Below are 23,130 nucleotides of genomic sequence, written 5' to 3'. Positions count from 1 at the left end.
GCGCCAAACGCGCTTCCGGCCGCAGTCGAACAAGTCAGTAAGCTATTGAATTTGTTCGACTATTCCGGTGGGGAATGGTGTAACGGTAGCACAACAGACTCTGACTCTGTTTGTCTTGGTTCGAATCCAGGTTCCCCAGCCATCCCTTAAATCGTTGAAATTGCTGAGTTAATTGTGATTCTGCTGGTCGATTTTGGGCGGCTTTCTTGTCGCGCCTGTCGCGCCAAAATCGTGTGCAAATTCAAAGGCTCAAGTGCACTTAAGGCGGCTCGGCGCGACAAGAGACGCGACATTATAAGGTCCTAGGCCCGAGTTTCACGATCTCTCCGGACAATCTCGAACGATTCGGAATCGAGCAGATCCGTAATCCGCCAGGCGGGGGCAACGATGGTCATTCCGCCTTGGACAAGGAGGCTGTCACCTTCGACGATTGGATCCCCCTTCCGTTCAGTTGTCGTTCCGTCTTTCGAAACCTTCATAGGGCTTCTGCCACAGGAGTGCCTCCCTATCTGTCAGCCATTCTGTGGTTCGTCATCGGGATGATTTTAGCGCTCGGCGCTGGCTTTTGCGCCTGGTTGAACTTCAGCGCGCGTCACCGTCACCGATCACAACAGGCAGATGCTGCACTCAACTGGCGGCTTCGTCACGCCTGGCGGCGGCGGCACCTCGACGCTGTGGGTCAACTCGGATTCGCTGCCTCAAGCCGGTGTGACGGCGGTGCTGTTGTCAAAGACGTCGCTGTCCAACCTTGGGGCTCAGAACAAGGGTGGCGTCATCGGCGCCATCACCGTTACCGGGGCACAGACAATCCCCGTGGTCATCGGCGGGACCGACGCCGCCAAGTTCGCCGTCACCAACGGCGGCATGGTGCCGTGCAATCTCGTTGCGGCGAAAGACATCCCGGCGGGGTCTTATTCGATCACGCTCTCGGCGACATAGTTGGTGGCGCCCTGGAAATACTCCAGGTCCTCTTGGTAGTGCTCAATCTGGAGCAGCTTGCCGCTCGGCAACACACGATAGATTTTGTAGCCGTAGCCGGTGAGAAGATCCCAGAAGTCGTGAAAATACGTTCGGCTGTTGATGTTGGCGGAACCGAATTCAAAGGACAGCGCGCGGATGGCTTTCTGCTGCATCGCCTTTTTGGCGCCTCGCAAGGCCGCGAGCTCGTTGCCTTCGATATCCATCTTCAAAAAATCGATCTTGGTGAGACATTGCATCTCCATGAAGCGGTCGATGGTGACGACGTTGACCTTCATGGTCGCGAACTTACCTTGGCTGAAATAGGTGTCGCGGCGCCTATGCAGCGAGGCATTGCCGCCGGTGCCATTGGGATCAGGTGTGAACAGTATGGCTTCGCCGTCGGTCTCACCGACCGCCGCCTGCGTCAGCACGGCGCCCATTTCGATCATGGGCTCCAGGCGCAACCGGCACGCCGGCTGCGGTTCGAACATGAATATCTTGGCCCTGCCGTCCAGATACCTGGACACCGTGAAGGACCATTCGCCGAGATTGGCGCCGACGTCGAACACCGTTGCGCCGGCAAACAGAAATCGCCGGTGAGATCTCACCTCGGCGCGCATGTCCCATCCCGATCCGGCGCCCTTGCCTTGAAGGATGGCGCCTGCGGTTTCCACAAGAGATGACGCCCGTTGGGCGCGCACCGAGCAGAAAACTGAGGACAGAGATGGCAGGACGTGTTTGGCGATTGCCGCAGTACGCGGGAAATCTCGGGCGGCTGTCATATTTAAATTTCCTGACTATTAAAATGGTCCCGAGATTATCACATTTAATGGCCGCAGCCATTATATTATTTCGGCTGCCTGGGGGGCGATTTCCCTAGCCGTCACAACGCCATACACGGTCACCGTCTCGACGACCTTTACGCCGCTGCACACCTACTTCATGGCGGCGACCGGTTGCAGTGACGCCAATTCCGGCACCAGCGCCGGTAGCCCTTGGTGCACGCCGAACCATGCCCTGGTCTGCGGCGACGTCATCGTCGCGGCGGCCGGCAGTTACGGAAAGCATGCCTATGACTTAGTTGCGGAGATGTTCCGAAAGGCTCGCGAGATCAGAGCCCGCGATCGACGCAGCACGTTTAAGGTCGTTTAAGCTGAACTACCACCATATCCTCGCAGGTAGCTGCTGCGCGCCCGAGATCAACCGGAAAGCCCGATGACAGCAAAATTGGGAGCTCGCATCATGGTGCTGTCCGTCTCTGACTCTGTTTGTCTTGGTTCGAATCCAGGTTCCCCAGCCAGTTCCGGGCGATTTACCCAGATCATAACCTGCTCTGAATCGGGCCCGCGTCGTGAGCCTGACGTGCCGTCGGCAGGCCTCTCCTTTCGTCGGTGCGGCCTCATCGCGTCCGCGATGTGCCGCGCGGCGATGCAAGGCCAAATGATCAGCGGCGCTTCTTCCGGCCTGTCTTGGCGGCACGCTTCTTCGGCGTCCGCCGCTGGCCGCGACCTGCATCTGCCGCGCCCCATGGAATTTTCGCACTGACGCGCGTCTTGGCGCCGACGAGATTGGGCGTCTGGTTGTATTTGAGGCGACGGAGTTTGGCCGTGACGAGCTCGCTCAGCTCCTGGAACGACGGATTGGCGCCGCGGTCTCGTTGTTCGCGCAGCACCTTCGCCATGCAGAACGTGTAGGCGCCATACGACGTGACGCCGTCACGATATTCATAGGACAGCTCCTGCTCCTGGCAGGCCTCGAGGAGGATCGGCAGATAAGGACCGTGATGCCCGAGCTCGGCCCGCGTCCTGTTGTATTCCTTGTCGGGCTGGGTGCGGAGCGCCATGCTGCGCCCGAGCCGTTGCGTGGCGCCGTTGTCGCCGAGATAGTCGGCGCCGTTCTTGCTCTTGCTCAGACTCTCGTTCAGGGGAGGGAACTCACGCGGCACCCACATGCCTTCGCGTGCCTCCCATCGCAGCGCCCGGTGGCGGATATCGTCGGGCGGCGTCAGGCCGCGGATGCGTGGACCGCCGTCACGTGTCATGCCGCCGGAATGGCAGCAGTCGAGCATGGCGACGAAATAGCAATCGTATGGAAGCTGTGAGTAGAGCTGGCTGAACTGGCGGTCGAGAATCGCGTGCTCGGGCGTCCAGTCGAAATCATAGGGAACCAGGCACTCATCGACGCTATCCGGTGCGCCGCTCGGGCTGTACCTGGGAATCTGGGCGCCATGGCCCGAGTAGAACAGCATGCGCTCGTCGCCGTCGCGGACGCCATCGAGCAGCCAGTGAAGCCTTTCCATGATGCCCTGCGCCGTCGCCCGCTCATTGAGCACGACGCGTATTTCGTCCGGCTTGAAGGCGCTTTCCTGTAGCACCGAGCTCATGAGGAATACGTCGTTGACGCATCCTTCGAGCCTGTCCGCGGGTTTGGGATAGTCGTTGATGCCGATCAGCAGGGCGCGGCGGGTCGGCCGCGTGTCGATGCGGGCAATTCCCCGCGCGGCGCTGACGATGGAGCGTGACGCCGGGACCGGGACCACGTCGTGCCAGACGGTGGCGACGGTCTCGGGGCGCGACAGGTACCATGTCGCGTTGTGATTCAGGAGATCGTTGGGGACATCGAACGGTGTCAGCACCTGCTGAAAATTGTCTGCGGCGATCTCGAGCGGATAGGTGAGAACGCGATCTTCCCGGTTGAACAGATGGTACCATTTCCGGCAGGGAAGGTCCTGAATGCGGCCTGCAAAGATGTCGCGCACCGCGGGATTGCCGATCTGCGAGCCGAACGTGACGAAGACCTTGTCCCTGATCGCAGCGGGGTTGCGCACGAACGTGTCGTAGCAGATCAGCGAGCCGAGGCTGTGAGCCAGGACAACGTCGTAGTTGCCGCTCTTCAGCTTGTCGAGGACCGCGCCGCGCAGCGCGGCCTGCAACTGCTCATCCACCGACCACTGGGCGACCATGCCCGCGGTCCATCTGATCAGGGTTGGTACATCATCGAGGCTGCGTGTGCCCGCGAGCAGATCACCGATCCCGTGGACGGTCGCGCTCGCCAGCAGTTTCGCCAGCGCGATGCCGTAGGTGACGAGGTTGGGCGGGCTCTTGTCGAACAGGTCGTCATACGAGAGGAAGTCGATGGCCGGGTTGAGGCTCTGATCGACGGACTGGACGGCGCGTATGATCGCCTCGGACCAGGACTTTCGAAACTCGGCGTCGATCTCCGCGTGACCGACGCCGTGGACGCAAAGCAATGACAGGCGGGTGCTCATGAAAGCTGCCTTCTGCTCGGCGGCAATCTGAAGTAGCCGATGTGTGAGCGCAAACGTCCGGGATGATGTCACGGCGCCGCGAGCTTCAAGTGTGAAGTAGCGCACGAAATCCTCGCGACAGTTTGCCTCACCTTGCAAGTGCGATGACGTGTCGGATCGCCGAGCGCCGCTTCGTCCTTGGGGCAGGCAACCCAAGGAGATCCGTGATGCCCTATGTCGATGGTTTCGTGCTGGCCGTGCCGAAGGACAAGATCGAGGCTTACAAGGCGCTGGCGCGAAAGGCCTGCGCGGTGTGGATGGAGCACGGCGCTCTCGATTACGTCGAGTGCATCGGCGACGACGTGCCCTATGGCGAGTTGACCTCGTTTCCGCGCGCAGTGATCGCGAAGGAGGATGAGGTCGTGGTGTTCTCCTGGATCGTCTACCGTGACCGGGAGACCCGCGATGCCGTCAACAAGAAGGTGATGGCCGACGAGCGGCTCAAGGGCGCCGACATGCCCTTCGACGGCAAGCGCATGATCTATGGTGGCTTCACGACGTTGCTGCGGGCGAGCGACGTCGTCGGCTGACGGCGTTTCGCAGGGTGGGTTGGCGGCAGCGTCACCCACCGCCTCTGCGTTCGCGGAAACACACGGGGCCGGGTTACGCCAGCGGACCGCGCTTGGCGCAGTCGCAGTGTTAACCCACCCCTGCAGATGGCAATGACGTCCGCCGTTCGGGTTACCGCGTTCGCTGCCTCCCATGCAGCATTGCTGCAAGTCCGTTTCACCTTGCCGGTGTCCGGCTGGCATGCCATCCTAGATCCACCAGGCATAAACAAACGGAAGCGGGCGCTTAGCCTGCAGCTTCCAAAATAGCTTGGTCGGGGAAACCCTTTGGGAGGTCTGATTTGATGAATTTCAAGCACGTCACCAGGCTGTTTTGCGCAGCCGTGATGTTCCTTGTGCTCGGCTCCAGCGCGCAGGCCCAGGACAAGGTCATCAAGATCGGCGTCATCATGCCGATGTCCGGCGGCACCGCCTCGATCGGTGCGCACGCCAAGGCGGCGCTCGAAGTCGCCATGGACATCATCAACAACGCCCATCCTGAGCTTGGCAATCTGCCGCTGGCGAAGAACGCCGGCCTTGCCGGCCTCGGCGGCGCCAAGATCGAGGCCGTGTTCGCCGACAACCAGGGCAACCCGGCGACGGGCCAGAATCAGGCGCTCCGCCTGATCACGGAAGAGAAGGTGGCGGCCGTGTTCGGCTCCTACCAGTCCGGCGTCACGCTGACTTCGAGCGCGATCGCCGAGAAATACGGCGTTCCCTTCCTGAACTCGGAATCGGTCGCCGCCAATCTCACCGAGCGCGGCTTCAAATGGTTCTTCCGCACCACGCCGATCGCGACCGATTTCGCCAAGATCTATGTCGACTTCCTCGCTGACATCAAGGCGCAGGGCGCCAAGACCGACAGCGTCGCGGTGGTCCATGACAACACCGAATACGGCACCTCGGTCGCCAACACGATCGCCGGCGCCTTCAAGGAAAAAGGCCAGCCGATCGCGTTCGACGTCGCCTATCCCGTCAATGCGACCGACTTGCAGGGCCAGGTGCTCCAGCTCAAGGACAAGAAGCCCGACGTCGTCATCATGATCAGCTACACGTCGGATGCGATCCTGTTCGCCAAGACCATGCAGTCGCTCGACTACAAGCCGGCCGTGCTGCTGGCCGACGATGCCGGCTACTCCGATCCATCCTTCACCAAGGCGGTCGGCAAGAGCTCGCAAGGCGTGTTCAACCGCTCGTCCTGGGTCGTGGGACCGCCGGGCTCGGCGTCGGCGATCATCGCCGACATGTACAAGAAGAAGAGCGGCGAGGAGATGGACGACACGGTCGCCCGGCAGATGCAGGGCTTCTTCGTGCTGGCCGATGCCATCGACCGCGCCGGCTCGACCGAGCCTGCAAAGATCCAGGCCGCGCTGAAGGCGACGGACCTGAAGCCCGAGCAACTCATGATCGGCTACAAGGGCGTGAAGTTCGACGACAAGGGCCAGAATGTCCTCGCGTCCGGCGCCATCATCCAGCTCCAGGATGGCGAGAACTACGTCGCGGTATGGCCGAAGGCCAATGCCGAGAAGGCGCCGGTACTGCCCTACAGGGGCTGGTAAGATTGCCTGAAGGCGGGACCGCGCGTCCCGCCTTTCCCAGAATGTTTTGATCAGAGCAACGCAGCTCATGTCCTTTGTACTCGTGCAGGTGATTGTCGGCGGGCTTCTGCTTGGCGCCGTCTACGCCCTGTTTTCCTCGGGCCTCACGCTGGTGTGGGGCATGATGAACATCGTCAATTTCGCGCATGGCGACTTCGTCATGCTTGGCATGTACGTCGCCTATGTCGTCTACACGCTGATGGGGGGAGGGCCCATCCTCGGCGCGCCGCTGGCGACACTGGTGCTCGCGACCGTCGGCGTCGTCGTCTATTTCGCCCTGATCCGCGACATCATGAAGGGGCCGATGCTGGCGCAGATCCTCGGCACGTTCGGGCTCGCGCTGCTGCTGCGCTATTCCGTGTTCTGGTGGTTCGGCGCCAACTTCCTGTCGATGCCGTCGAATATCGTCGGCGGCACCTATGCGTTTGCGGGCCTGCGCATCGAAGCCTCGCGGCTGCTTGCCGGTGTCGTCGCGCTGCTGGTGACATTGGGTCTCCACCTGCTCCTGACGCGCACATCGCTTGGTTCAAAAATGCTGGCGGTGGCGGAGGATCAGACCGCGGCCCAGCTCATGGGCATCAGGCCCGATACCATGCAGGCGATCGCCTGGGCCATCGCGGCCGGCGCCACCGGCCTTGCCGGCGCGCTGATCGCGAACTTCTTCTATATCGTGCCGACGGTCGGCGAGACGCTCGGTATCGTCGCCTTCGTCACGGTGTCCCTCGGCGGTTTCGGCAGCGTGCCTGGCGCGCTCGTCGCGGGCCTGTTGATCGGCGTGATCGAGTCGCTCTCCGGCTATCTGATCGGTGCGGTCTACAAGGACATCGTCGTCTATGTCCTGTTCCTGTTCTTCCTCTGGTTCCGGCCGCAAGGCCTGATGGGCAAGCTCTGATGAGAAAGCTGCAATGCGGCGCTTGATCTGGCTCTCGATCGTCGCAGCACTGGCGATTGCCTATCCGTTGCTGCTGTCCTCGCCGTTCCAGCAGCGCCTGGGCGCACTGGTGCTGCTCTATGCCATCGCCGCGTCGGCCTGGAACATCGTCGGCGGCTATGCCGGCCAGGTCTCGGTCGGCCATGTCGTGTTCTTCGGCTGCGGCGCCTATGCCGCGATGGGGTCTTACGCCAAGTTCGGGCTGTCGCCACTGTTCGGCATCCCCGGCGGCATCGTGCTGGCGGTGGGGCTTGCCGCGATCATCGGCGTGCCGACGCTGCGGCTGTCGGGTCACTATTTCAGCATGGCGACCATTGCGGTCGCCGAGACCATGCGGCTGATCGTCACCAACACCGACTGGCTCGGTGCGGCCGTGGGTCTGTCCGGTCCAACGGTCCCGCGCAACATCTTCGATCTCTCGTTCCTGTCGTCGTTGCCGTACTACTACCTCTTCCTGGTCGTCCTCGTGATCACGTTGCTCGTCACCTGGTGGATGACCAACAGCCGCATGGGATTCTATCTGCGCGCGATCAAGGATTCCGAGCGCGCTGCGCGCTCGCTCGGCGCACCTGCGAGCCGAACCAAGCTCTACGCCTACATGCTGAGCGCGGCGCTGACGAGCGTTGCCGGCGCACTCTATGCGATGATGTTCGGCTTCGTCGATCCCGAGTCCGGGCTCGGCATCCTGATCTCGGTCAAGATCCTGATCATGGCGGCGCTGGGCGGCGCGGGGTTGCTGTTCGGTCCGCTGGTGGGAGCCGCGATCCTCGTGCCGCTGGAGGAGATCTCCAACAGCTGGCTTGGCGGCAAGGGGGCCGGCCTCACCTTCGTCCTGTATGGCGCGATCATCGTGCTGGTCGCGCGCTTCCAGCCCGGCGGCCTGCTCAGCCTGTTCATGGGACGACGCAAGCCCGGCGCAGATAAGGGAGCCGGCCATGCTCCTTGAGGCGCGCGGGATCACAAAGGCGTTCGGCAGCTTCAAGGCGGTGGACGATGCGTCCGTCACGCTGGAGCAGGGCGATATTCTCGGCCTGATCGGCCCGAACGGCGCCGGCAAGTCCACCTTCTTCAATTGCCTCACCGGCGATCTCAAGACCACCTCGGGCCGCGTGCTGTTCGAGGGGACCGACATCACCGACTTCGCGCCGGAACAGCGCGCCGGGCTCGGGCTTGCCCGCACCTTCCAGGTGCCGCAGACCTTTGAAGGCATGACGGTGCTCGAGAACGTCATGATCGGCGCCTTCCTGCGCACCTCGCATCGCCACGAGGCCGAGACCAGGGCGCGCGCGGTGCTGGAGCGCGTCGGCATGAGCAGGCTTGCGGACGCGCCGGCGCGCTCGCTCGGCACGCCCGGCCGCAAGCGGCTGGAGATCGCCCGCGCATTGGCGACCGAGCCGAAGGTGCTGCTGCTCGACGAGGCCATGGCGGGGCTCAACGCCCACGAGGTGAGGCTCGCCATCGATCTCGCCCGCGACATCCACCGTTCCGGCATCACGCTTGTCATCGTCGAGCACATCATGGAAGTGATCATGTCGCTCGCGAGCCGCGTGATGGTGTTTCACCAGGGCAAGGAGATCGCCCGCGGCTCGCCCCGCGAGGTCACTTCGAACCCGGCGGTGATCGAAGCCTATCTCGGCAAACGCGCGGCCAAGGCCGCGGCCGGCCATACGCCGGTCGAGCTGATGGGCGGGCGGGACCTATGAGCGGCGCGCTTCTGCGGATCGAGCACCTCGAGGTGCGCTATGGCGACCTCATCGGCGTCTCCGATGTCTCGCTGGAGGTGCCGGAGGGCAGCGTCGTCGCGCTGCTCGGCTCCAATGGAGGCGGCAAGACCACGACGCTGAACGCAATCGCGGGTCTCATTCCCGTGCATTCCGGATCGATCAGCTTTCGCGGCGAGGACATCGCCGGCCAGAAGGCCTTTGCGATCGTGCGCAAGGGGCTTGCGCTGTCGCCGGAAGGCTGGCGGCTGTTCGTGCAGCAGAGCGTCGAGAACAACCTCATGCTCGGCGCGACGCCGCTGCACGACAAGTCGCGCCAGGCCAATTTGCTTGAGCGCGTCTACGAGATCTTCCCGCGCCTGAAGGAGCGCCGCAACCAGCGCGCCGGCACCATGTCCGGCGGCGAGCGGCAGATGCTCGCGGTCGGCCGCGCGCTGATGAGCGACCCGAAGCTGCTGATGCTGGACGAACCGTCGCTCGGCCTCGCGCCGGCGGTGGTCGAGTCCATGTACGAAACTTTCGGCCGCCTGCATCGCGAGGGCCTGACCATCCTGCTCGCCGAGCAGTCGATCGAGCTCGCTCTGGAAGTCTCGGACTTCGCGACCGTGCTCCAGGTCGGCAAGAGCGTGCTGTCCGGCAGGGCTGCGGCGCTCGCGGAGGATCCGCAGGTGCAGAAGGCCTATCTCGGCGTCGACTGATTGATCTCCGCCTGAAGCAACAGCAACAGGCAATCGGCCAGCCGCGTCTCCATCTCCTTCGACCGAAGTGACAGCGGCCCGGGATCGTTGAGGATCGCGTTCACCAGCGAGCCCAGTATGACCTGAAAGCCGAAGGCGATCGTGCGGGTCTTGGCGGCCTTACGCCCCTTGCCCATGGCCGGGAGCAGGAGAGGGGTCGCGCGTTCCGTCGTTGCCTTCGCGAGGGCCTTGAACGGCGTCCATTTGTCCGGGCGCGTGTCGTCGTGCTGAAGCGCGGCGCGCAGCACGCCCTCGTGGTTGCGCATCCAGGCGATGATCCCGCTGACGATGATGTGGCAGAGCTTGTCGAGGTCCGCATCCGGCGATGGGCGTCTCATTTCGCCCAGCCGCTGTTCGCCGTCGCGCGCAGCCAGCGCCATCAGTGCGTTGAAATAGGCCTCCTTGCTCTCGAAGCGGCTGTAGAAGGCGCCGACGGTGGCGCCGACCTCGGTGCAGAGCGCCTCGATCGACAGCTCGGCCAGGCTGCGCGTGCGCAGCATGTCGGCGCCGGCGCGCAGCAGCGCCAGCGTCGTCTCGCGGCTGCGCTTCTGCCGCGACGGGGCAACGCCGGGCAGGTCGAAATCGGGTTCGTCCGAGCTTGGCCGCATCCGCGCTTGCATCCAGCAAAGATCATAACCATAGTTCGGATTATAATTTAGACGTGGCCGAGCTGCGGGTCAACCGCAGCCGCCGGGCAACATCGGGAGGAGCAGATGAGCGCAAACAGCGGCACGCCGTTCCGCGGCACCGTCGGAAAGACAGTCGCGGAGTCGAGACCCTGGTGGCCGGAGGCGCCAAGGCCGCCTGAGGGCGCGCCGAACATCCTGGTTGTACTGTTCGACGACGTCGGCTTCTCCGATTTCGGCTGCTATGGCTCGACAATCAAGACGCCGACCATCGACCGGCTCGCCGCGGAGGGGCTGCGCTACTCCGGCTTTCATACCACGGCGATGTGCTCGACGACGCGCGCCGCGCTGCTGACAGGACGCAATCATCACTCGGTCGGCGTCGGCTGCCTTGCCAATTTCGATTCCGGTTATCCCGGCGACCGCGGCAAGATCGCGCGTGAGGCGGGGACTCTGGCCGAGATGCTGCGCCTACATGGCTATTGCAACTACATGGTCGGCAAATGGCACGTCACGCCGCTGCCCGAAAGCGGCGCCACCGGCCCGTTCGACGGCTGGCCGCTCGGCCGTGGCTTCGACCGCTTCTACGGCTTCCTCGACGCCGAGACCGACCAGTACGCGCCGGAGCTCGTCTCCGACAACACGCATATCGATCCACCGGGCACGTATGCGGACGGCTATCATCTGACCGAGGATCTGATCGACCAGTCGATCCGCTTCATCGGCGACCATGTCGCCGACCGTCCTGACGTTCCCTGGCTGACCTGGGTCGCGCTTGGCGCCTGCCACGCGCCGCATCAGGCGCCGGGCGATATCATCAGGAGCTACGACGCCGAATTCGCGCACGGTTGGGACGTCGAGCGCGAACGGCGTCTGGCACGCCAGAAGGCGATGGGGCTGGTGCCTGAGGGAACCCGGATGCCGGCGCGCAACGATGGCGTGAAGCCGTGGGAGGAGCACTCGGCGGATGAGCGCCGCGTCTTCACCCGCCTGCAGGCGGCTTTCGCCGGCATGCTCGATCATTCCGATCGGCATCTTGCACGGCTTGTCTCGTTCCTGGAAACGGCCGGCATTCGCGACAACACCGTGATCATCGTGATGTCCGACAACGGCGCGAGCCAGGAGGGCGGGCCGCTCGGCTTCGTCAATGCGATGGGGCCGTTCAACTTCAAGCCGGAGCCGATCGCGGAGAAGCTCGCGCGTCTCGACGATATCGGCGGGCCCGACACCCACAGCAATTTCCCGCATGGCTGGGCAATGGCGTCGAACACGCCGCTGCGGCGCTACAAGCAGAACACCCATGGCGGCGGCATCCGCGATCCCTTCGTCATCAACTGGCCGAAGACGATCGCGGGCAAAGGCGAGCTGCGGCACCAGTTCGTCCACGCCTGCGACCTCACGCCGACGCTGCTCGAGCTGATCGGCATCGAGGCGCCGAACGAAATCGCGGGCTGCCCGCAGATGCCGCTGGAAGGCGAGAGCTTTGCGCGCTCGATCACGGATGCGTCCGCGTCCGCAAAAAGCTCACCGCAATATTTCGAGATGTTCGGCCATCGCGGCCTCTGGCAGGGCGGCTGGAAGGCGGTCGCTTTCCATCCCTCGGGCACGCCGTTCGAGAACGACAAATGGGAGCTGTTTCATCTCGACGAGGATTTCTCCGAGACCGACGATCTCGCCGCAAAGGAGCCGGAGCGTCTGGCAGCAATGATCGCGACGTGGTGGGCGGAGGCCGAGAAGCACAAGGTGCTGCCGCTCGACGACCGCTTCGGGCCGCGCTTCGCCGAGAACGCCGCGCGCTTCCATGGTGCGCGCCACCATTTCGTCTTCCACGCCGGCATGGGGCACGTGCCGACCGATGTCGCGCCGGACGTGCGCAGCCGCAGCTACACGATCGAGGCGCATGTCGAGATCGACGAGGCAGGTGCAAACGGCGTGCTGATCTCGCATGGCGACGCGACGTCGGGCTACAGCCTCTACGTCAGGGATGGCCATCTCGTGCACGACCTCAACATCGGCGGCAGCCACCAGATCGTGCGCTCGGACCGCAAGGTGCCGTCAGGCACGCGGCGGCTCGGCGTGCATGTCGAGCGGCTCGTGCGCAAGGAGCCGCCGGCCAAGGGTTCGCGCACCGGCGTCACCGAATACACGCTGCTGATCGACGGCGAGCCGGCGGGGTCGCTCCAGACCCAGCTCGGCTTCCACACGCTGATCTCGTGGTCCGGCCTCGACATCGGCCGCGACCGTGGCAGCCCCGTGTCGCATTACGAGGCGCCGTTCGAGTTCGAGGGGCGGCTGCTGCGCGTCACCGTCACCATGCACGACGATCAGAAGCTCGACGGCGATGCCGTCGGCAACGCGCAGATGGCGCGGCAGTAGGGACGGGAGGTTGGGCGGCGAGAACCGGTGTCATGCCCCGCGCAGGCGGGGCATCCAGTACGCCGCGGCCTATCGATTGAGCCATAACCGTCTCGGAGTACTGGATCGCCCGCCCCAGTGCGCAATTGCGCACAAGGCGGGCGATGACAGTGTGGGCCTTACTTGATCTTGTCGTAGGCCGCCGTGAAATCGCCCAGCGGCATCGGGATCGCGATCGCCTCCTTGGCCATGTTCTGGAAGGAGACCTTCAGCTGCTTCCCCGACCGTAAGGCGGCGAGCAGGTCCGCCGCGATCGGCGTCGAGGCGTAGCAGCCGCGGTTCTCGCAGGTCTGGATCTGGAGGTCGAATGTCTTGCCCTCGTCGACCTGGAGCTTGGCCCCGACGGGCAGGTTGAGGCCGAGCGGCAATTGCAGCAGCGCCACCGGCGTGCGGGTGTCGGGCGCGATGCGGATGTTGATCAGGACGATGGTCTGGCCAGTCTTGGTCAGCACCGCGTTCTGCTCCATCGCGCATTCGAGCGGCGCATCGCGGCTGACGCTGGTGCAGCGCACGACCCATCCGGCTTGCTGCGCACCGTCAGCCGGCGGCTGGGTCGGAGCTGGCGCGGGCTGTGCGGCCGGTGCAGGGGAAGCGGCGTTCTTTTTGGCGCTCTGCTGGGCATACGCGCCGCCTGTCGAGAGCAGAAGGGCGGCGGCGAGGGCGACAAGTCTGGATTGCATGGACATGGCGAAACCGCGTTGGCGTGAACCGAGGGCCTCGCTGTAGCGTCGCGGAAGCCGCGGTGCAAGCTTACTCGGCGGCCTGCTTGACGGTGCTGTGCTCGGGCGCCTCGTGACCTTTGCCGTCACCCGAACGGCCCCAGCCCGAGAACCAGTTGTTGAGCTCGTCGAGATAGAGATAGACCACCGGGGTGGTGAACAGCGTCAGCGCCTGGCTGACGATCAGGCCGCCGACCATGGCGTAGCCGAGCGGCTGGCGGATCTCGGCGCCGGTGCCGTGGCCGAGCATCAGCGGCACGCCGCCGAGCAGGGCGGCCATCGTCGTCATCATGATCGGCCGGAAGCGCAGCAGCGCGGCCTGACGGATCGATTCCTCCGGCGTCTTGTGTTCGTCGCGCTCGGCCGCGATGGCGAAGTCGACCATCATGATGCCGTTCTTCTTCACGATGCCGATCAGGAGGATGATTCCGATCAATGCAATGAGGCTGAAGTCGAAGCCGGCCGCCATCAGGATCAGGAGCGCGCCGACGCCGGCCGAGGGCAGGGTCGACAGAATCGTGATCGGATGGATGTAGCTCTCGTACAGGATGCCGAGGATCAGATAGACCACGACGAGGGCTGCGAGGATCAGCAGCGGCACGGTGCCGAGCGACTGCTGGAACGCCTGCGCGGTGCCCTGGAAGCTCGAATTCAGGGTCGGTGGTGCGCCGAGATCGGCCATCGCCTTCTGCACGGCCTCGGTGGCCTGGCCGAGCGCGACGCCCTGGGCGAGGTTGAAGCTGATCGTGATCGCCGGGAATTGGCCCTGGTGGCTGATCGAGAGCGGGCGGACCGGATCGGTGGTCCAGGTCGCAAAGGTCGACAGCGGCACCTGGTCGCCGGTCAGCGGCGATTTCAGATAGAGCTTGTTCAGGCTGTCGAGACTGCCCTGCATCTCCGGCAGGATCTCGAGGATCACCTTGTAGGTGTTGAGCTGGGTGAAATACTGCGTGACCTGCCGCTGTCCGAAGGCGTCGTACAGCGTGTCGTCGATCAGCTGCGGCTGGATGCCGTAGCGCGATGCGGTGTCGCGGTTGATCTTGAGCTGGACCGTCGTGCCCTGCGTCTGCTGGTCGGTCGCGACGTCGCGCAGTTGCGGCAGCGTCTGCATCTTGGCGAGGATTTTCGGCGCCCAGTCGTTGAGCTCGGTGAGATCGGCATCCTGCAGCGTGAATTCAAACTGCGTGCGCGTCGGCCGGCCGCCGAGCCGGACGTCCTGGGCCGCCTGCATGTAGAGGCGGGCGCCCGACACCTTCTCGAGCTTGGGGCGCAGCCGGGCAATGATCTCCTGGGCCGACGCGTTGCGCTCGTTACGCGGCTTCAGCGTGATGAACAAATTGCCGTTGTTGCCGGCGCGGCCGCTGCCGCCGATGTTCATCGCGATCGTGGCGACGTCGGGATCGTCCATCACGATCTTGCCGAGCTCGACCTGGCGGCGCTGCATCTCGGCGAAGGAGATGTCCTGGGACGCTTCCGAGGTCGCGGTGATCAGGCCGACGTCCTGCTGCGGGAAGAAGCCCTTCGGGATCAGGATGAACAGGTAGATCGACAGGCCGAGGGTGGCGAAGAAGATCAGGAGCGTGGTGCGCCGCCAGGCCAGGGCATGATCGAGAACGTACTCGTAGCCGCGCAGCATGCCGTCGAAGGCGCGTTCGCTCCACTGGTAGAACTTGCCGTGGGTCACCTCGCCATGGGCGCGCAGGAAGCGCGAGGCCATCATCGGCGTCAGCGTCAGCGACACGAACATCGAGACGAAGATGGTCATCGCCAGCACGACGGCGAACTCGCGGAACAGGCGTCCTATGATGCCGCCCATCAGCAGCAGCGGGATCAGCACCGCGACCAGCGAGATGCTGATCGAGACGATGGTGAAGCCGATTTCCTTGGAGCCCTTGAAGGCGGCCGCCATCGGCGATTCGCCTTCCTCGATGTAGCGCGTGATGTTCTCGAGCATCACGATGGCGTCGTCGACGACGAATCCGACCGCGATGGTGAGCGCCATCAGCGACAGATTGTCGAGCGAATAGCCAACCACCCACATCAGGGCGCACGCGCCCAGTAGCGCCAGCGGAACCGTGATGGTGGGAATGACCGTCGCCCAGAAGCTGCGCAGGAAGACGAAGATGACCATGACCACGAGGGCAATGGTTAGCAGCAGCGTGAACTGGACGTCCTCGACCGCGGCGCGGATGGTCGTGGTGCGGTCGCTGATCAACTCGATCTTGATCGCGGGCGGAATCGCCGCGACGAGGCKGGGCAGGGTGGCCTTGATCCGGTCGACGGTCTCGATGACGTTGGCGCCCGGCTGCTTGAACACCACCAGGAACACGCCACGCTTGCCGTTGGCCCAGGCTGCCTGCTTGGCGTCCTCGGCGCCGCTCACCGCCTGTCCGATGTCGCGGATTCGAAGCGGACCGCCATTGCGATAGGCGATGACGACGTCGTTCCAGTCCTTGGACTGGGTGAGCTGGTCGTTGGCGTAGATCGTGTAGGCGCGCTTCGGCCCGTCGATATTGCCCTTGGGGCTGTCGACCGTGGTGATCGCGATCTGGCTGCGCACGTCCTCCAGCGACAGGCCCTTGGCGACGAGTTTCGCCGGGTCGATCTGAATGCGGATGGAGGGCTTCTGCTGGCCGCCGATGAAGACCTGCGCGACGCCCGAGAGCTGGCTGATCTGCTGGGCAAGCTGGGCGTCGACGGCATCGCTGACGGTGGTCAGCGGCAGTGTATCGGATGTCGCCGAGAGCAGCAGGATCGGCGCGTCGGCCGGGTTGACCTTGCGGTAGGTCGGCGGCGAGGGCAGATTCTTCGGCAGCTGGCCGCTTGCGGCGTTGATGGCGCCCTGCACGTCGTTGGCGGCGCCGTCGATGCTGCGGTTGAGGTCGAACTGGATGGTGATCGAGGCGGTGCCGAGATAACTCGTCGAGGTCATCTGGGCGATGCCGGGGATCTGGGCGAATTGCCGCTCGAGCGGCTGGGCCACCGACGAGGCCATCGTCTCGGGGCTGCCGCCCGGCAAATTGGCCGTGATCTGGATGGTCGGGAAGTCCACCTGCGGCAGCGGCGCGACCGGCAGCAGCGGATAGGCGACGAGACCGACGAAGAGGATGCCGGCCATCAGCAGCGAGGTGCCGATGGGATAACGGATGAAAGGTGCCGAAATCCCGCCCTCGGTCATTCCTGTCGTACCTTGTTCTGGCTCGGATCCGAGCTTGCTACGGCCGTCGAGACGAGGCTTCCGGGCTGGACCTTGAACTGGCCGCCGGTGATCACCTGTTGACCCGGGCTCAAGCCTTCGTCGACGACCGAACGGCCGTCGATGGCGTAGCTGACCTTGATCTTGTGCACTTCCGCCTTGTTGTCCTGATTGACGGTATAGGCGTAGAGGCCGTTGGTCGAATGCTGAACCGCGTCATCCGGAACCACGGTCGCGTCCTTCAGGGTGCGTACCAGAAGGCGCGTCGAAACCGACTGGCCCGGCCAAAGCGTGTGTTCCTTGTTGTCGAACACCGCCTTGAGCCGAATAGTCCCGCTGGTCGTGTCGACCTGGTTGTTGATGACCGCGAGCTTGCCCTCGGCCAGCGTCTTTTTCCCGTCGGTGGTGAACGCGATCACCTTGAGCGCACCGGCCTTCTGGCCTTCGCTGATATAGGGCAGCTGATCTTCCGGCGCGGTGAAGATCACCGAGATCGGCTCGACCTGCGAGATCGTTACGATTCCCGTCTGCGTGGAGGCGTTGACGATGTTGCCGACGTCGACCAGGCGCAGCCCGGCCACGCCGGTGAACGGCGCCTTGATCTGGGTGTAGTCGAGCTGGGTCTGCGCGTTGGAGATGGCGGCTTCGTCGGCGGCGATCTGGGCGGTCAGCTGCGCGACGGTGGAACGCTGGGTGTCGACCCGCTGCGCGGTTGCGAACTCGCCAAGCTTCATGGCGCGCTGGAGCTCGAGGTTGGCGTTGGCGAGATTCGCCTCGTCCTGCGCCTTCTTGGCCTTGGCCTGGTCGAGCGTGGCTTGATAGGGCCGGGGATCGATAGAGACCAGAAGCTCGTCCTGCTTGACCATCTGGCCTTCGCTGAAGGCGATCTTGTCGATCTGGCCGTCAACCCGGCTCCGGACCTGTACGGTGTTGAAGCCCTGAACCGTGCCGAGGCCGGTCAGGTAAACCGGAAAGTCGGCCTTCTGGACCGGCGAAACGCTGACTGGGATGGCGGGGGGACGCGCCGGACCCTTCTGAGCCGTCTGGGTTTTTCCGGCCTCGGGCGAGCCGAATTTCTGCCAGCCATAGTAACCCGCGGAGGCCACGGCCGCGATGATCAGAATCCAGAGGATCGGCCGTGTTTTTTTCATGTCGGCTCGTTGGCTCTTACGCCCAAAACTACGAATTGTGGAGCAATCATAGGGTTCCAGCGCGCTTGTATAATACACGCCAAGTTCCAGTGTAAACAGCACTATCGGTTCGGAATCCTAAACAATTGGAAAGCTTTGCACTGTCTAGGCAGCTCCGTGACACTACGGTGTGCAGTGCTGCATTTTCCCGGCGCGAACGATCCGCGCGCAAATCTTGGGCAATGCCCGGAACCGGTGTGGGCGGCCTGCAGAGCTGTCCGCAAGGGCGCCCCGGCAGCGCTGCGAAGTGAGCCGGAAACAACTCCCGTGAGAACGGTTCTAATTCGCCTGCACGGCGTTTCGGTTGTCAGGAAATCCGGCATCGGTCATATCGGCCCCGCCACAACGGGAGCGCAGGATGGACGAACTGAACGGCAAGCTGATCGCGTGCCAGATTCTGATCACGGGACTGATCGCGCGCGTCGCCAACGAGCAGCGCGATCCCTTGCGATTTCTGACCGACTTCCGCGACGAGATCAAAGCCGTCGTTAGCGGCGTCAACATCGCCGGCATGGACAACTCCGATCGCGTGCGCGCCGTCGCGCAGAAAACCGTCGACGAATTGTTCTCGCTGATGAAGCCGCCGAGCAGCGATTGAGAGCGGCGCCGCTGCTCGCGCCTGCGCAGCTCTCGCATGCGTCCATGTTTCCAGATTGAAATCTGCACCGAGTCCGATCTGGATGAATCCAAATGTGCTGGCAGATCAATCGCATTGACCTGCTTTTCTCCGACCGATAGCACCGCCCCATCGTTCGCGTCTCTGCATCGATGAAGCGCATCAGTTCGAAGGTTGATGCGGCACGACGAGATCGCAGCGATCAATGTCCAGATTAGAATGGTTCAAGTTTAGAACCGTTTAAAACTGCGGCGTACTCAACCGAGTTTAGAATTGCTTTGAAATGGTCGGATTCAAACGGAGTGTGGCCGAGATCGCGTTGACCCCCATGAACACGCCCGATAGCACCAATGCGTCGCGTTGTCGCAACGCGACCAATGGAAGCATAAGCACTGTGGGGCGTGTGATGGGCATGATGAAGACACCGCGATCGTTGCGTTCGGTTGCGGATCGGAAATCCTTCGGCAACAATTTCGACACTGCGACCGGCAAGACTGTGTCCACGGTCGCCAGTCTGATCGCGGTCGCGACGGTCTCGACCGGCGCACAGGCGCAGCAGACCAATCTGCCCCCCGTGAACGTCGATGCGCCTCAGCAGCGTCCGCGTCCGACCGCTTCGAAGCCCACCGCCGATCAGATTCGCGCGCGCAACGCGCTGCGGCGCGCGGCGCAGCGGCAGCAGGCCGCACAAGCGCCTGTCGCCAATCCGAGCCCTGGTCCTGCCGATCGTGATCCGTACGCAAATCCCGCCGCGCCTTATATGGCCACCCGAGTGCAAGCGTCAGGTAAATTCCCTGAGCCAATCCTCAACACGCCAAAATCGATCACCGTGCTTACAAAGGATGTGCTCGCGGACAAGAACGCCACGACGCTGAAGCAGGCGATCCTGAGCACGGCAGGCGTGACGCTCGGAACGGGTGAGGGCGGCAATGCCTTCGGTGACCGCTTCTTCATTCGCGGCTTCGATGCCCGCAACGACATCTTCATCGACGGCGTGCGCGACGCGGGCGTCAGCGTCCGTGAAAACTTCTTCACCGAGCAGGTCGAAATTCTGCGTGGTCCGGGCTCAACTTTCGCGGGCCGCGGTGTCGCCGGTGGTGCGATCAACATCGTCACCAAGCAGGCGACGACGCAGAACAGTTTCTACAACATGGACACGACGTTTGGCACCGACCAGACCAAGCGTGTGGTGCTCGACGTCAACCAGGTGATCAACCCGACGCTGGCCGTTCGTGCCGGCGGTCTGTTCCAGGACGCCGATGTCGCCGGTCGCGATTTCGTCAAGGATAATCGCAACGGCGCGTTCGTCGCCACGACCTGGAAGCCGACCGACACGATCAAGGTGACCGGGGGTTACATCCACACCGAGTTGACCGGCGTGCCGGACTTCGGCGTGCCCTACTACCGGCCGAGCACGGCGACGACCGCCGGTGGGCCGTTCCCGGACTTCGGCTCCAACCGCAACAACTGGTATGGCCAGATCAACCGCGACTTCTACCGGACCGGCCAGGACATCGGTTCGTTGAACGCGGAAGTGCAGATCACGCCCGACTTGATGGTCAGCAACAAGTTCCGCGTATCTCGTTCGACCCAGAACTATGTCGGAACGCTGCCTGAGCAGCCGGTGATCGCCAACCCGCTTTCGAATTCGACGCTCACGATGAATCCGCAGAGCCGTCTCCAGATCACTGACGTGCTCGCCAACCAGACGGAAGCGACCTACAAGTTCCAGGACTGGGCCGGCTTCAAGCACACCGCGCTGGCCGGGATCGAAGTCGATCGCGAGCGGTCGTCGATCGACAAGTATCTCGGGCTCACCTCGGAAGGGAACGGAGTTCCGATCACTCCAGGCGGCTCGCCGACAGGTGTCAGCGTCTTCTTCCCTCAGGACACGTTCTTGCCCGGGAAGGCGCTCGCACTGGCCGGTCTGCCGGCCAAGATCGGCATCGACACTGTCAGCGGCTACGTCATGGACAGTGCGAACTATCGTGACCTCCTGATCCTCAATGGCGGCTTCCGCTACGACAACTACAACCTCGATACGTCTGCATACGGGGCGGGCAACGCTCTCAAGCAGCAATCGGCAAACTTCCTGATTCCCAACTTCAATCTCGGTTTGACCTTGAAGCCGGCGCCAAACGGCAGCGTGTACGTGGCCTACGCGACCTCAGCGAACCCGGTGGGCGCCGAGTTCGACGGCACCAGCACCGCGTATGGCGGCGTCAATCCCGCTCTGGCCGGCGGCAACAATCAGATCTTCGGGCCGGAGAAGAACACGGCCATCGAACTCGGCACCAAGTGGGAGCTGTTCGACCGCCACCTGCTCCTGACGGCTGCGCTGTTTCAGACCACCAAGGACAATGCGCGCGAGGCACAGAACGTCAATAGTGTGGCCACGGCGTCCGCGTTGGGATGCGTCTATCCCGCCGGCACGACCGGCAACATATCGTGTATCACCGCAGGTTCCGCTTATCGTATTCGCGGCATCGATCTCGGCGTGAGCGGCAAGATCACCGACAAATGGAGTGTGTTCGGCGGCCTCGTCCTGATGCAGTCGGAGGTTACGGCGTCCAACGTGAAGCCCGCGAACATGCCCGCGCCGCTTCTCTACACCACCAATGTCGGGCTTCCTCTGGCCAACGTTGCCCATCAGTCGTTCAGCATGCTGTCGAAGTACCAGTTCAACGATATCTGGGAACTGGGCGGGCAGGCCGTCTACCGCTCGAAGATCTACGGTGGCTCGTTGCTTGCGGCCAACGCAGGCACGTCGCTTCCGAGCTACTGGCGCTTCGATGTGTTCGCGGAAGCCAAGATCAACAAGAACTGGCAGTTGAAGCTGTTCGTGAACAACATCTTCGACAAACGCTACTATGACGCGCTGTACCAGAGCGCCGCGCCCTTCGTGCTGGAAGCACCGGGACGCGCCGCCTATCTGGTGATCTCGGCGCGCTACTGATGGAGTAACGACGAGGTGCCATGCTGACATGCATAGACGGCGTCCTGAGCAAGGATGATGTGGCGGAATTCCGCCGCATCATGGACGCCAGCGAATGGGAAGACGGCCGTTCCACCGCGGGCGCGCAGTCAGCAATGGTCAAGCGCAATGAGCAGTTGCCGCCTGACAGCGAGGTCGCGCGCAAGCTCGGCAACCGCATCATCTCGGCGTTGACGTCGAACCCGCGTTTCCTGGCAGCGGCGATCCCACTGCAGATCTTCCCGCCGCTGTTCAACCGCTATGCGGCGAACAGCGGCCATCATTTCGGGCTGCATGTCGACAATGCGATCCGCGGCGACCGCCTGACCGGCCTTCGCATCCGCACAGACCTGTCTGTCACGCTGTTCCTGGCCGAGCCGGAAGAGTATGACGGTGGCGAACTTGTGATCGAGGACACCTACGGTTCGCACGAAGTGAAGTTGCAAGCCGGGGACTGCGTGCTCTATCCCTCGACCAGCCTCCATCTCGTCACGCCGGTGACGAGGGGGACGCGGGTTGCGTCTTTCTTCTGGCTTCAGAGCATGATACGGGACGATCAAGCCCGGAGCATGATCTTTGACCTCGACACCGCGATTCAGGCGCTGGTGGAACGGCTCGGGCGTGACGATCCCGAAACGGTCAAATTGACGGGTATCTATCACAACCTCATTCGCTACTGGGCCGAAGTATGAAGATCATGTCCTTCCAAGCAAGCCTTGCCGCCGCCTTGATGCTGGCGGCCGCCTGGCTCGTATCCCCTGTTTCTGCCCAGACACAGACCCAGCCGGCGGCACTGGCACAGGCGACGGCTCAGCCGGCCGCGGCCAGCCCGGCTCCAGCTGCCGTTCCGGCGGTGGCGGCGCCCGCGGCGAAGCCCGACGCGGCCGCTATCGCGCCGGCCATGAAGGAGCTGTCCCCCTGGGTGATGTTCATGTCGGCGGACGTCATCGTGAAGGCGGTGATGATCGGGCTTGCCTTCGCATCGCTGATGACCTGGACCGTCCTGATCGCCAAGTCGATCGAGCTGTCGGTCGCGTCCGGCAAGCTTCGTTCGGCACTGAAGAAGATCTCGGAGGCGCGCTCGCTCGCGGAAGCGCAAATGGCGCTCGGCGCCAAGCAGGGCATTCTGCCGTCCTTCCTGGCGGCGGCGCTGCGTGAGGCGCGGATGTCGGCCGGCCTGTCCAGCGATGCCGGCATCAAGGAGCGCGCAGCCTCGAGCTTTTCCGAAATCGTGCGCGCGGAGGCGCGGCGCATCCGCGTCGGCATGGGTGTGCTCGCGACCATCGGCTCCACGTCGCCCTTCGTCGGCCTGTTCGGCACGGTCTGGGGCATCATGAACAGCTTCATCGGCATCTCGAAGTCGCAGACCACGAACCTCGCCGTCGTCGCGCCCGGCATCGCCGAGGCGCTGCTCGCCACGGCGATCGGCCTCGTCGCCGCCATTCCCGCCGTCATCATCTACAACCACTTCTCGCGCATGACGAAAAGCTATCTCGAGCTCGTCAGCCGTGCCTCGGGCGCGGCGGCGCGGCTGCTCTCGCGCGATCTCGACCGCAGCCACGGCAGCGCGCATTCGCGCGCGGCGGAGTGAA

18 protein-coding genes and 1 tRNA gene are annotated in these 23,130 nt (G+C 63.6%); 13 read left to right on the top strand and 6 right to left on the bottom strand.

The window, feature by feature from the left end:
• The first annotated feature begins 68 nt into the window (after positions 1-68).
• Positions 69-142: transfer RNA gene (locus AC1DW2_RS18315), tRNA-Gln, on the top strand.
• Between the two features lie 476 nt (positions 143-618).
• Positions 619-939, top strand: coding sequence for a hypothetical protein (locus AC1DW2_RS18310; RefSeq protein ID WP_477006827.1), 321 nt, complete (start codon positions 619-621; stop codon positions 937-939).
• On the opposite strand, the gene AC1DW2_RS18305 is transcribed toward AC1DW2_RS18310, so the two are convergent.
• Positions 912-1,580, bottom strand: a complete 669-nt coding sequence (locus tag AC1DW2_RS18305) for an FkbM family methyltransferase (protein ID WP_477006826.1) — start codon at positions 1,578-1,580, stop codon at positions 912-914. The two genes, AC1DW2_RS18310 and AC1DW2_RS18305, sit on opposite strands and share 28 nt — an antisense overlap.
• Positions 1,581-2,404: 824 nt before the next feature.
• On the bottom strand, positions 2,405-4,228 hold the full coding sequence (locus AC1DW2_RS18300; protein ID WP_477006825.1) for a caspase family protein: 1,824 nt from the start codon (positions 4,226-4,228) through the stop codon (positions 2,405-2,407).
• A gap of 206 nt (positions 4,229-4,434) precedes the next feature.
• On the opposite strand from AC1DW2_RS18300, the gene AC1DW2_RS18295 reads away from it, so the two are divergent.
• The 6 genes from AC1DW2_RS18295 to AC1DW2_RS18270 all read left to right on the top strand — a co-directional run bounded on the left by AC1DW2_RS18295 (position 4,435) and on the right by AC1DW2_RS18270 (position 9,763).
• Entirely contained in the window at positions 4,435-4,797 is a 363-nt protein-coding gene (locus AC1DW2_RS18295) for a DUF1428 domain-containing protein (protein ID WP_208086236.1), read from the top strand.
• A gap of 323 nt (positions 4,798-5,120) precedes the next feature.
• The gene (locus AC1DW2_RS18290; protein ID WP_477006824.1) at positions 5,121-6,374 is read left to right on the top strand and encodes an ABC transporter substrate-binding protein; all 1,254 of its coding nucleotides are present in this window, start codon (positions 5,121-5,123) and stop codon (positions 6,372-6,374) included.
• Positions 6,375-6,441: 67 nt separating this feature from the next.
• On the top strand, positions 6,442-7,305 hold the full coding sequence (locus tag AC1DW2_RS18285) for a branched-chain amino acid ABC transporter permease (protein ID WP_439036261.1): 864 nt from the start codon (positions 6,442-6,444) through the stop codon (positions 7,303-7,305).
• Between the two features lie 13 nt (positions 7,306-7,318).
• A complete protein-coding gene (locus AC1DW2_RS18280; protein WP_477006823.1) occupies positions 7,319-8,290 on the top strand; it encodes a branched-chain amino acid ABC transporter permease in 972 nt (323 codons plus the stop codon).
• Positions 8,280-9,047, top strand: a complete 768-nt coding sequence (locus AC1DW2_RS18275) for an ABC transporter ATP-binding protein (protein ID WP_477006822.1) — start codon at positions 8,280-8,282, stop codon at positions 9,045-9,047. The genes AC1DW2_RS18280 and AC1DW2_RS18275 overlap by 11 nt, the downstream gene beginning before the upstream one ends.
• Positions 9,044-9,763: an ABC transporter ATP-binding protein gene (locus AC1DW2_RS18270; protein WP_477006821.1), complete on the top strand. Its 720-nt coding sequence runs from the start codon at positions 9,044-9,046 to the stop codon at positions 9,761-9,763. Before AC1DW2_RS18275 ends, AC1DW2_RS18270 begins: the two co-directional genes overlap by 4 nt.
• Here the strand turns inward: AC1DW2_RS18270 and AC1DW2_RS18265 are convergent.
• Positions 9,745-10,410 (bottom strand): TetR/AcrR family transcriptional regulator, encoded by a 666-nt coding sequence (locus AC1DW2_RS18265; RefSeq protein WP_477006820.1) that lies wholly within the window; start codon positions 10,408-10,410, stop codon positions 9,745-9,747. The genes AC1DW2_RS18270 and AC1DW2_RS18265 overlap by 19 nt on opposite strands.
• A gap of 105 nt (positions 10,411-10,515) precedes the next feature.
• On the opposite strand from AC1DW2_RS18265, the gene AC1DW2_RS18260 reads away from it, so the two are divergent.
• A complete protein-coding gene (locus AC1DW2_RS18260; protein WP_477006819.1) occupies positions 10,516-12,804 on the top strand; it encodes a sulfatase-like hydrolase/transferase in 2,289 nt (762 codons plus the stop codon).
• Positions 12,805-12,962: 158 nt separating this feature from the next.
• On the opposite strand, the gene AC1DW2_RS18255 is transcribed toward AC1DW2_RS18260, so the two are convergent.
• The 3 genes from AC1DW2_RS18255 to AC1DW2_RS18245 all read right to left on the bottom strand — a co-directional run bounded on the left by AC1DW2_RS18255 (position 12,963) and on the right by AC1DW2_RS18245 (position 17,909).
• Positions 12,963-13,529, bottom strand: coding sequence for an invasion associated locus B family protein (locus AC1DW2_RS18255; protein WP_477006818.1), 567 nt, complete (start codon positions 13,527-13,529; stop codon positions 12,963-12,965).
• 64 nt (positions 13,530-13,593) lie between these two features.
• Positions 13,594-16,740 carry a multidrug efflux RND transporter permease subunit gene (locus AC1DW2_RS18250; protein ID WP_477006817.1) on the bottom strand — a complete coding sequence of 1,049 codons (3,147 nt, stop codon included), beginning with the start codon at positions 16,738-16,740 and terminating at the stop codon, positions 13,594-13,596.
• On the bottom strand, positions 16,737-17,909 hold the full coding sequence (locus tag AC1DW2_RS18245; protein WP_071914957.1) for an efflux RND transporter periplasmic adaptor subunit: 1,173 nt from the start codon (positions 17,907-17,909) through the stop codon (positions 16,737-16,739). The genes AC1DW2_RS18250 and AC1DW2_RS18245 overlap by 4 nt, the downstream gene beginning before the upstream one ends.
• Before the next feature lie 397 nt (positions 17,910-18,306).
• On the opposite strand from AC1DW2_RS18245, the gene AC1DW2_RS18240 reads away from it, so the two are divergent.
• From AC1DW2_RS18240 to exbB, 4 genes are all read left to right on the top strand, one after another.
• Positions 18,307-18,546: a hypothetical protein gene (locus AC1DW2_RS18240; protein ID WP_071914955.1), complete on the top strand. Its 240-nt coding sequence runs from the start codon at positions 18,307-18,309 to the stop codon at positions 18,544-18,546.
• Positions 18,547-18,970: 424 nt separating this feature from the next.
• A complete protein-coding gene (locus AC1DW2_RS18235; RefSeq protein ID WP_477006816.1) occupies positions 18,971-21,520 on the top strand; it encodes a TonB-dependent receptor in 2,550 nt (849 codons plus the stop codon).
• Between the two features lie 20 nt (positions 21,521-21,540).
• Positions 21,541-22,230 (top strand): Fe2+-dependent dioxygenase, encoded by a 690-nt coding sequence (locus AC1DW2_RS18230; protein WP_028146578.1) that lies wholly within the window; start codon positions 21,541-21,543, stop codon positions 22,228-22,230.
• A complete protein-coding gene (gene exbB, locus AC1DW2_RS18225; protein WP_477006815.1) occupies positions 22,227-23,129 on the top strand; it encodes a tonB-system energizer ExbB in 903 nt (300 codons plus the stop codon). Before AC1DW2_RS18230 ends, exbB begins: the two co-directional genes overlap by 4 nt.
• The last annotated feature ends 1 nt before the right edge of the window (position 23,130 follow it).

It is taken from the genome of Bradyrhizobium sp. P3_C3 (assembly GCF_056402655.1).
This window is presented reverse-complemented; position numbering and strand designations above follow the sequence as displayed.